6 protein-coding genes, 1 pseudogene and 1 CRISPR repeat array are annotated in these 10,678 nt (G+C 40.2%); of the genes and pseudogenes, 1 reads left to right on the top strand and 6 read right to left on the bottom strand.

The genetic code is table 11. From position 1 onward, the window contains the following. The 5 genes and pseudogenes from ACEYX7_RS09405 to ACEYX7_RS09385 all read right to left on the bottom strand — a co-directional run. Positions 1–74, bottom strand: a pseudogene (locus tag ACEYX7_RS09405) (hypothetical protein); the annotation flags it as partial. A 102-nt stretch (positions 75–176) separates the two neighbouring features. Beyond that, entirely contained in the window at positions 177–2,312 is a 2,136-nt protein-coding gene (gene fusA, locus ACEYX7_RS09400) for an elongation factor G (RefSeq protein ID WP_374803895.1), read from the bottom strand. Between the two features lie 115 nt (positions 2,313–2,427). Next, positions 2,428–2,898, bottom strand: a complete 471-nt coding sequence (rpsG, locus tag ACEYX7_RS09395; RefSeq protein WP_374803893.1) for a 30S ribosomal protein S7 — start codon at positions 2,896–2,898, stop codon at positions 2,428–2,430. 180 nt (positions 2,899–3,078) lie between these two features. Next, positions 3,079–3,453: a 30S ribosomal protein S12 gene (rpsL, locus tag ACEYX7_RS09390; RefSeq protein ID WP_000246374.1), complete on the bottom strand. Its 375-nt coding sequence runs from the start codon at positions 3,451–3,453 to the stop codon at positions 3,079–3,081. Between the two features lie 288 nt (positions 3,454–3,741). After that, positions 3,742–4,929 (bottom strand): vWA domain-containing protein, encoded by a 1,188-nt coding sequence (locus ACEYX7_RS09385; protein WP_374806906.1) that lies wholly within the window; start codon positions 4,927–4,929, stop codon positions 3,742–3,744. A gap of 160 nt (positions 4,930–5,089) precedes the next feature. Here ACEYX7_RS09385 and ACEYX7_RS09380 point away from each other — a divergent pair, with 160 nt between their 5' ends. Then, complete coding sequence (locus tag ACEYX7_RS09380) at positions 5,090–5,698, top strand: alpha-ketoglutarate-dependent dioxygenase AlkB family protein (RefSeq protein WP_374803881.1); 609 nt, start codon at positions 5,090–5,092, stop codon at positions 5,696–5,698. Positions 5,699–5,760: 62 nt separating this feature from the next. On the opposite strand, the gene ACEYX7_RS09375 is transcribed toward ACEYX7_RS09380, so the two are convergent. After that, positions 5,761–6,612, bottom strand: a complete 852-nt coding sequence (locus ACEYX7_RS09375; protein WP_374803879.1) for an AAA family ATPase — start codon at positions 6,610–6,612, stop codon at positions 5,761–5,763. 109 nt (positions 6,613–6,721) lie between these two features. Further along, positions 6,722–10,589: a CRISPR direct-repeat array (repeat unit 28 nt; unit sequence TTTCTAAGTCGCCTATACGGCTAATAAC). Between the last annotated feature and the right edge of the window lie 89 nt (positions 10,590–10,678).

Genomic DNA, 10,678 nt, shown 5'->3' with positions numbered 1-10,678 from the left:
TTACCATGGTCAACGTGACCGATAGTGCCCACGTTTACGTGTGGTTTATTACGTTCAAATTTAGCCTTAGCCATAATCTTTTCCTGTGTAAAGCCTGTATTTGAGATTCAATATACAGGCAGTTTAGTTTTTAAATTAAACTTGCAATAAGTTATCTTTCTATATTAACCGAAAGATTACTCATCGTCACCTTTTTTACCGCCAGATTGGAACTTAGCGATGATACCTTCAGCAACGTTACGTGGAGTTTCTGCATATTTTGCAAATTCCATTGAGTACGTTGCACGACCTTGTGACATAGAACGCATTTGCGTTGCATAGCCAAACATTTCAGCAAGTGGTACTTCTGCACGGATTGCTTTTGTACCACCAGGTAAGTCATCCATACCTTGAACCATACCACGACGACGGTTTAAGTCACCCATGATATCGCCCATGTAGTCTTCAGGAGTTTCTACTTCAACTTTCATGACTGGTTCAAGTAAAACTGGATCAGCTTTCATGAAACCATCACGGAACGCGTAAGAACCTGCCATCTTAAATGACAATTCATCAGAGTCGACATCATGGTAAGAACCATCAAACAATGTCGCTTTGATGCCAACAACTGGGTAACCAGCCAAGACACCATTCTTCATACGTTCTTGAATACCTTTATCAACCGCACCGAAGAATTCTTTTGGTACAACACCACCAACAACTTCTTCAGCGAATTCGTATTCTTTTTCAGATTCTGGATCCATTGGTTCTAAACGTACATAAACGTGACCAAATTTACCCTTACCACCTGTTTGACGAACGAATTTACCTTCTTGCTCAACCATCTTACGAATAGTTTCACGGTACGCTACCATTGGTTTACCAATGTTCGCTTCAACACCGAATTCACGCTTCATACGGTCTACGATGATGTCTAAGTGTAACTCACCCATACCCGCAATAATCGTTTGACCAGATTCTTCGTCAGTGTAAACACGGAATGAAGGATCTTCTTTCGCCAAGCGACCTAAAGCGATAGACATTTTTTCTTGGTCAGCTTTAGTTTTTGGTTCAACAGCCAATGAAATTACTGGCTCTGGGAATTCCATACGTTCAAGCGTAATGATGTTTTTCTCATCACACAATGTATCACCAGTAGTAACGTCTTTAAGACCTACGCACGCAGCGATATCACCTGCACGGATTTCTTCCAAGTCTTCACGTTCGTTAGCGTGCATCTGTACGATACGACCAATACGTTCACGTTTAGATTTAACAGGGTTATAAACCGCATCACCTTGCTTCAATACACCAGAATAAACACGTACGAAAGTCAAGTTACCTACGAACTTGTCGTTCATGATTTTGAATGCCAATGCAGAGAACGGTGCTTCGTCAGATGCTTCACGCGTCGCTTTTGTTTCAGCTTTGTCGTCAAGTACACCTTCGATTGGCTTCACTTCTGTTGGTGATGGTAAGAATTGGATTACTGCATCAAGCATACGTTGTACGCCTTTGTTTTTAAATGCAGAACCACAAAGCATAACTTGGATTTCTGATGCCAACGTACGTGTACGTAAACCAGCTATGATTTCTTCTTTAGACAAGTCACCATCGTTCAAGTATTTGTCCATCAAGTCTTCAGATGCTTCAGCAGCAGCTTCAACCATGTTGGTACGCCATTCTTGAGCTTTTTCAACTAAGTCAGCTGGAATGTCGCCATATTCGAACTTCATACCTTGAGATGCTTCATCCCAGATAATTGCTTTCATTTCGATAAGGTCAACAACACCAGTAAATGTGTCTTCAGCACCAACTGGAATCACGATTGGTACAGGATTACCGCCCAAACGTGTTTTCATTTGTTCGACAACACGGAAGAAGTTTGCACCAGTACGGTCCATCTTGTTTACGAAAGCAAGACGTGGTACTTGGTACTTGTTAGCTTGACGCCATACAGTTTCAGATTGCGGTTGTACACCACCCACTGCACAGTAAACCATACATGCACCGTCAAGTACACGCATAGAACGCTCCACTTCAATCGTGAAGTCAACGTGTCCTGGGGTATCAATTACGTTGATACGGTGTTGGTCAAATTGGTTACCCATACCTGACCAGAAACAAGTTGTTGCAGCAGAAGTAATGGTAATACCACGTTCTTGCTCTTGTTCCATCCAGTCCATGGTCGCAGCGCCATCATGTACTTCACCAATTTTGTGAGATACACCTGTGTAGAACAAGATACGTTCTGTTGTGGTAGTTTTACCTGCATCGATGTGTGCAGAGATACCGATATTACGGTAACGAGTAATTGGAGTTTGGCGAGCCATTTTACATTCCTAAAATTTTGTTTTAAAACAGGGGCATCTTAATTCTTCAAATATTTTTTTCAAACCATCCAAATAATCAAAATGCCGTTGAGATACTAAAACCTGTTTTATCCGCTTAGAAACGGTAGTGTGAGAATGCTTTGTTGGCTTCAGCCATACGATGCACATCATCACGTTTTTTCACAGCAGCGCCTTTACCTTCAGCTGCATCAAGCAACTCACCAGCAAGACGTAATGCCATAGTTTTTTCAGAACGCTTCGCAGCAGCATCTACCAACCAACGCATCGCTAAAGCAGTACGACGGGATGGGCGTACTTCCATAGGAACTTGATAAGTAGCACCACCAACACGGCGTGCTTTTACTTCGACCATAGGACGAACTTTTTCAAGAGTAGTTTCGAAAAATTCAACTGGGTCTACTTTGTTTTTTTCTTGTACACGGTCTAATGCACCGTAAACAATACTTTCAGCGATTGATTTTTTGCCATCTTGCATAACATGGTTCATGAATTTGGCAATAGTTTGGCTACCGAACTTAGGATCTGGAAGGATCTCACGGGCAGCGACAACGCGACGTCTTGGCATTTTAACACCTATAAATTATGACACTTCAGGATAATCCAACAGAAAGCACGAGTGTCGTGTGCTTACGCTGGCCTTACTACGTCGCTTATTTCAGAGCCGATAAGCTCAAATTGATATAGAACATTGACGGGGTTCTGATAAGCGAAACAGCATTAAACGTTAAGATTAATCAAAAATTGATTATTTCTTAGGACGTTTTGCACCATATTTTGAACGTGATTGGTTACGATCTTTAACACCAGCACAGTCCAAAGAACCACGTACAGTGTGATAACGTACACCTGGTAAGTCTTTAACACGACCACCACGGATTAATACTACGCTATGCTCTTGAAGGTTGTGACCTTCACCACCGATGTAGCTTGATACTTCAAAGCCTGAAGTCAAACGTACACGGCACACTTTACGCATTGCTGAGTTAGGTTTTTTAGGTGTAGTCGTATAAACACGAGTACATACACCACGGCGTTGTGGGCAAGCCTTCAACGCTGGAACTTTGGATTTTTCAACCAAAGTTGTACGACCCTTACGGATCAACTGATTTGTTGTTGCCATGTGGCAATTCTCCCGTTGATTAAACAACCCCAAAATTATCCAAAATAACCCATGTTATCTATAGACACTTTTAGGGACGTACTATTTTAAGCCTTTGTCAAATTTAAGTCAAGTCAGCATCACTCGCTTATTTGCCTTAGATTTAAACAGCACTTATTGTCGATTTTATCTCGCATGCATCGTATTTTAAATCGTCTTTTTTACTCAATTATGGCATGATCAATTCATGTTGCTTTCAGACTAAGGATGAAAAATGCATATATTTTGATTTTTAAAAATTAGAACCAACTACTTCGCCAAATAACGTGTCATATGATCAATACCTTGCAAGCTCATTGGGTACATTTTTTGCTGAAAAATCTGCTGAATCATACTGATACTATGGGTATATTGCCAATATTTTTCATCTTGTGGATTAAGCCAAGCGACTTTATCAAAATGTTGCTGTACTCGCTGTAGCCACACCGCCCCAGCTTCATTATTCATATATTCAACCGAACCGCCAACTGTGGTAATTTCATAAGGTGCCATACTGGCATCACCAACAATAATCACACAATAATCTTTGCCATAACGTTGCAACAAATCCATCGTTGCCATACGACTTTCATGACGGCGAGCATTATCAGTCCACACATAATCATAAATACAATTATGAAAATAAAAATAATCCAAGCGTTTAAACTCAAACCGTGCGGCATTAAATAACTGTTGGCATTGTTCAATATAATCATCCATCGAACCACCAATATCAAATAACATTAAAACTTTGACGCCATTTTGCCGTTCTGGGCGAAGTTGAATATCCAAAATGCCTTTTTCTGCTGTGGTCTGAATCGTGGCATCAATATCCAATTCTTCCGCAATGCCTTGCCGTGCAAAACGTCTTAACCGTCGTAACGCCATTTGCATTTGACGGGTTTGTAAAATTTGTTCATCATCCAAATTACGATATTGCCTTTGTTCCCACACTTTGACCGCACTGCGTTTGCGACTTTCACCACCCACGCGAATACCTTCGGGATGATCGCCATAGGCTCCAAACGGTGACGTTCCGCCTGTACCGACCCATTTATTACCACCTTGATGGCGTCCTTTTTGTTCATTTAAGCGTTCTTGCAAGGCTTTCATCAATTCTTCCAAAGAGCCGTATTTTTTGAGTAAGCGTCTTTGTTCTTCGGTGAGATTTTTTGGGTCAAGTTTCAGCTCTAGCCATTCTTTGGGAATATGTCCCAACTTATTCATCAGCTCATCAATATCAAGGCTATCCACACCGTGAAAATAATCCGCCATGGCACGGTCGAATTTGTCAAAATGTTTTTCATCTTTGACCATACATAGACGCACTAATTGATAAAATTGCTCTTGATCGGTAAATACCAAACCTGCGTCCAATGCTGCATGCAAATCTAACAATTCTCGGGTCGATACAGGTACACCGTAAGTGCGTAAAGTGTAAAATAATTTGATAAACACAATTTTTCTCAAAATTCATGGTCGAATGAAATCATCAACATCATACGCTATTTTTTGTACCCGACTCAATCAATGCGTGTAATTCAATAACAATATTTGTGGTACTGAAGAATATCTCTTAAAATCCAAAATCGAAGTAAAAATCTCTTGGAAATAAGTCATGTCGCTTTTTGAAGATACTATAGACCGCACTAAAAATTGGCTACCGCAAGATGGTACGGTGAATTATTATGGCAAATTATTTTCACAACAGGATGCCGACCATTATTTTCAAATTTTATTTGATAGCATTGCATGGCGAAATGATGAAGCAGTGATTTTTGGCAAGCATTTTATCACCAAACGCAAAGTGGCTTGGTATGGCGACAAGCCTTTTGAATATCGATATTCCAATATCACCAAACAGGCTTTACCATGGACGGAAGCCTTATTAAAATTGAAAAAAATCATCGAACAGGAAACAGGCGAAAGCTTTAATTCTTGCTTACTGAATTTATATCACAATGGTGATGAATCGATGGCATGGCATAGTGATGGTGAGACTGACCTAAAAAAAGATGGTGCGATAGCATCGTTAAGCTTTGGTGCAGAACGCAAATTTGCCTTTAAACACAAACAAACGGGCGAAAAAGTAGAATTAATTTTACAGCATGGTAGTTTATTGGTAATGAAAGACACCACGCAAACCCATTGGCTACACCGATTACCACAAAGCAAAAAGATCACCACCCCTAGAATCAATTTGACTTTTAGAACCATTGTGGAATGATTAGCAATATTCTGATTATGAGTTAAAATACGGCTAATCATTCTAAAATATTGATCGTTATGTTATTGATTAAACTTAAACATCAATCCCAAACGTTTTAACAGATTGACATCTTGTTCATTTTTAAGCAAAGCCCCAACCATTGGCGGTAATGCGTCATTGCCATCAAACAAGGCATCGGCTTGATTTTCATCTGCCATCAGCAATTTTAACCAATCCACCAATTCCGATGTAGATGGCGGTTTTTTCAAACCACGCACTTCTCGAATACCATAAAATACAGCCAAAGCTTGATCGACCAAACGTTCTTGCAGTCCATCAAAATGTACCGCAATAATGGCTTTCATAGTCTCTTGATCTGGGAAATCGATATAATGGAAAAAGCAACGACGCAAAAAGGCATCTGGCAATTCTTTTTCATTATTAGATGTGATGATAATAATCGGACGTTGCTTGGCGGTGATGGTCTGCCCTGTTTCATATACATAAAATGACATCTTATCCAATTCATGTAATAAATCATTCGGGAATTCAATATCCGCTTTATCAATCTCATCAATCAATAATACACAACGCTCGTCATGGGCAAACGCCTGCCATAATTTACCTTGTTTAATATAATTTTCAATATGATAGACACGGTCATCACCAAGCTGACTATCTCGCAAACGTGATACCGCATCGTATTCATATAAGCCTTGCTGGGCTTTGGTGGTGGATTTGATATGCCATGTAATTAATGGCATACCTAAACTTTGTGCCACTTGCTCTGCCAATAAGGTCTTGCCTGTACCCGGTTCACCTTTGATGAGTAGCGGTTTTTGTAATGTACGTGCAGCTTGAACTGCTAACTTCAAACTCTCGGTTGCGATATATTCACCCGTGCCTATAAATTGCTGTGTAGCATCTTGCATGATTTTGCTCAAAAAAATTCAATATTGTCGTCTATCTTACGTGTAGTCGTATTTGCTGTAAATATTTTTGCATGATAGCAATAGAAATTTAGCGTTTTGCTTAGCTGCTTTTCTAAGTCGCCTATACGGCTAATAACAATGACCGTCCTTGGCAACTCATTTTGACCGTTTTCTAAGTCGCCTATACGGCTAATAACAGTAATTAAGAATGTTAATTATCAATCAACTTTTTCTAAGTCGCCTATACGGCTAATAACGTCAATTCATCTTAGCATCACTCAATAGCTGTTTTCTAAGTCGCCTATACGGCTAATAACCGCATTCTTTGTCGCCAGCTTGACAATCAATCTTTCTAAGTCGCCTATACGGCTAATAACAAACTAATGTCTAATGCCTAATGTCTAGTGCTTTTCTAAGTCGCCTATACGGCTAATAACGCGATTTCGGTCGCCCCCTCACGAGAATATCGTTTCTAAGTCGCCTATACGGCTAATAACTTAAGTTCAGCCACTTCACTTGCATTACTCTCTTTCTAAGTCGCCTATACGGCTAATAACCTGCACTTGACAACACATTACAGAACGTGAATTTTCTAAGTCGCCTATACGGCTAATAACAAATGCCAACACCGCCATTGATAAAGCGAGCATTTCTAAGTCGCCTATACGGCTAATAACGATTAAGCGGGTCGCCTTGCAGGTACTGCTTATTTCTAAGTCGCCTATACGGCTAATAACTTCTTGCACGGCGTCCTTTATCATATCATAAATTTCTAAGTCGCCTATACGGCTAATAACAAATTCATAGCGTAGCACCACTACCATTCGTATTTCTAAGTCGCCTATACGGCTAATAACTGGTCAAGGGTTCAGTTAGGGCATCGGCTACATTTCTAAGTCGCCTATACGGCTAATAACGATGCTAGCCTTCGCCTCGTCTGCTTCCTCACTTTCTAAGTCGCCTATACGGCTAATAACCTAAGGTGGTAGACAATTCCAGCAGTCTCATCTTTCTAAGTCGCCTATACGGCTAATAACTGATTTTATCTAATCCTAAGCAGTACCTACAATTTCTAAGTCGCCTATACGGCTAATAACGCCAACATATATCTTCATAATATAATCCTCTTTTTCTAAGTCGCCTATACGGCTAATAACCAAACAGGCTAGATTAAGTGGGTCGCCTTGTATTTCTAAGTCGCCTATACGGCTAATAACGACAAAATCGCTAAACTTGCCAAACTTACTAATTTCTAAGTCGCCTATACGGCTAATAACATAATAATCACCTTTTTGCTTAGTGTTCAGTTTTTCTAAGTCGCCTATACGGCTAATAACGGGTAAATGTCCCGCCCATAATCTGCAAAGCATTTCTAAGTCGCCTATACGGCTAATAACAAATCACAGCTTTCCGCTTGACAACGACAAGCTTTCTAAGTCGCCTATACGGCTAATAACTCAAATGCGACTAATAAACGACCACAGTAACTTTTCTAAGTCGCCTATACGGCTAATAACAATACTGATGAGCTACCTGTGCAATATTTGGTTTTCTAAGTCGCCTATACGGCTAATAACGTTTGGCTTGGGACGCCTCATACATCGTTATCTTTCTAAGTCGCCTATACGGCTAATAACTGGGGTTATCACGCTGACCCTAAGAATGGTGCTTTCTAAGTCGCCTATACGGCTAATAACGAATAAGGACTGTTTACATGAGTTAGATAGCATTTCTAAGTCGCCTATACGGCTAATAACTATTTGGGGGCATTGCGGGAATGAAGCTGGACTTTCTAAGTCGCCTATACGGCTAATAACTAGCTTTTTCTTCGGTAGTTTTTTCATCTTCGTTTCTAAGTCGCCTATACGGCTAATAACGTGTAGGGTCAGCATGAATAGTATAAGTGTGATTTCTAAGTCGCCTATACGGCTAATAACACCATGGTACGGATTGGACAGGAGCTACCTCATTTCTAAGTCGCCTATACGGCTAATAACGATTCTACTACACAGCCGACCACACCAAGTGATTTCTAAGTCGCCTATACGGCTAATAACTAGCAGGTAAATATCGCATTACAAGCGAAGAATTTCTAAGTCGCCTATACGGCTAATAACTTTTAGATAGAAATATAGATGATATTAGCCGTTTTCTAAGTCGCCTATACGGCTAATAACGTCAAGTACTTTACCGTCGGTCTTGTACAGTTTTTCTAAGTCGCCTATACGGCTAATAACGTAGATATCATTTTGGTGTGCGGGGCAGTCTTTTTCTAAGTCGCCTATACGGCTAATAACGAAAAAGAGAGTAAACATACCGACACAAGAAATTTCTAAGTCGCCTATACGGCTAATAACAATCGCCCTGTTTGGATTGGTTACGACCCTGCTTTCTAAGTCGCCTATACGGCTAATAACGATTTTATGACTGCGGCCTTAGAAAGCTTAGATTTCTAAGTCGCCTATACGGCTAATAACCTAGAAATTAATGATGCCATGTATCCCCGTCATTTCTAAGTCGCCTATACGGCTAATAACGAAAAATTTCTCCCGATTTGGGTTTGGAATGTTTTCTAAGTCGCCTATACGGCTAATAACATTACACCGGGTTGGGACGACTGGGAATATTGTTTCTAAGTCGCCTATACGGCTAATAACTCATAACGACTTTCGTCATAGTAACCTAGAACTTTCTAAGTCGCCTATACGGCTAATAACGGTTGGGTACGCGATAGACGTAACTACTATAATTTCTAAGTCGCCTATACGGCTAATAACAAGAGCTAATTGAGATGTGCAAAGAACGCACTTTTCTAAGTCGCCTATACGGCTAATAACTTCCCCTATGCTCACACCCATTTATCCTAATTTTTCTAAGTCGCCTATACGGCTAATAACGTTTGGTCTGTAGCTACCGTTAGTCGTGATTTTTTCTAAGTCGCCTATACGGCTAATAACTTACGCATTCGTTCAGCGTCAAGGTTTTGTAGTTTCTAAGTCGCCTATACGGCTAATAACGGTGTACCCTTGTATCATGTCATGCAATTGTTTTTCTAAGTCGCCTATACGGCTAATAACTTTTTGTTGAAATGGCGTTAAGTGAAAGTTCATTTCTAAGTCGCCTATACGGCTAATAACTTGAGCGTCGCATGCCAGCGGTCATGCTGTGCTTTCTAAGTCGCCTATACGGCTAATAACTTTTTCGCCCGCCCCCTTTTTGATTCGCTGAATTTCTAAGTCGCCTATACGGCTAATAACGCATATCACTATATACATCCATATAACCCTTATTTCTAAGTCGCCTATACGGCTAATAACGATGCAAAAGGGCAAAAACACAATCCTGTTTTTTTCTAAGTCGCCTATACGGCTAATAACTGTTGGTAAATTTTGCCGTTGTGTAGGCTGTTTTTCTAAGTCGCCTATACGGCTAATAACGTAACAATGCTGAAAAGCGTCTTTGATGATATTTTCTAAGTCGCCTATACGGCTAATAACTGTTTACTGTTGGCATAACATTACCCAAAACATTTCTAAGTCGCCTATACGGCTAATAACATAGCAATTGGCGTACTGCTTGCATTACTTATTTTCTAAGTCGCCTATACGGCTAATAACTACCTGCGAACTCGTACAATTCCCAGTCTAGTTTTCTAAGTCGCCTATACGGCTAATAACATAAAGTCGCAGCACACGGTTTACGCTTTGCATTTCTAAGTCGCCTATACGGCTAATAACTTTCATTCTGAACACGTTTTGACTCGTTTACTTTTCTAAGTCGCCTATACGGCTAATAACCACTAACCCTAACCAAGAGGATTATATTATGTTTTCTAAGTCGCCTATACGGCTAATAACATTTGCTATGGAAAGCAATTCAAGCATGGCAATTTCTAAGTCGCCTATACGGCTAATAACAACTAGGCTAGTCAATACGTATGAGACATAACTTTCTAAGTCGCCTATACGGCTAATAACTGGTTCTCTTGTGTATAGCAAAAGAAAAATAAAATTGGTACAATATAACTATGGCATACTCACAAGACTACCGACAAATGATACTAGCG

Origin of the sequence: Hubeiibacter jixunmingi (genome assembly GCF_041928215.1) — a bacterium.
Classification (GTDB): domain Bacteria; phylum Pseudomonadota; class Gammaproteobacteria; order Pseudomonadales; family Moraxellaceae; genus Acinetobacter.
The sequence above is the reverse complement of the archived record's forward strand: the minus strand, read 5'-3'. Positions and strand labels throughout refer to the sequence as shown.

Excerpts from the sequence above, each read along its gene's own strand:
- ACEYX7_RS09375 (WP_374803879.1), bottom strand. The coding sequence starts at position 6,612 with ATGCAAGATGCTACACAGCAATTTATAGGCACGGGTGAATATATCGCA.
- rpsG (WP_374803893.1), bottom strand. The coding sequence starts at position 2,898 with ATGCCAAGACGTCGCGTTGTCGCTGCCCGTGAGATCCTTCCAGATCCT.
- rpsL (WP_000246374.1), bottom strand. The coding sequence starts at position 3,453 with ATGGCAACAACAAATCAGTTGATCCGTAAGGGTCGTACAACTTTGGTT.
- ACEYX7_RS09380 (WP_374803881.1), top strand. The coding sequence starts at position 5,090 with ATGTCGCTTTTTGAAGATACTATAGACCGCACTAAAAATTGGCTACCG.
- fusA (WP_374803895.1), bottom strand. The coding sequence starts at position 2,312 with ATGGCTCGCCAAACTCCAATTACTCGTTACCGTAATATCGGTATCTCT.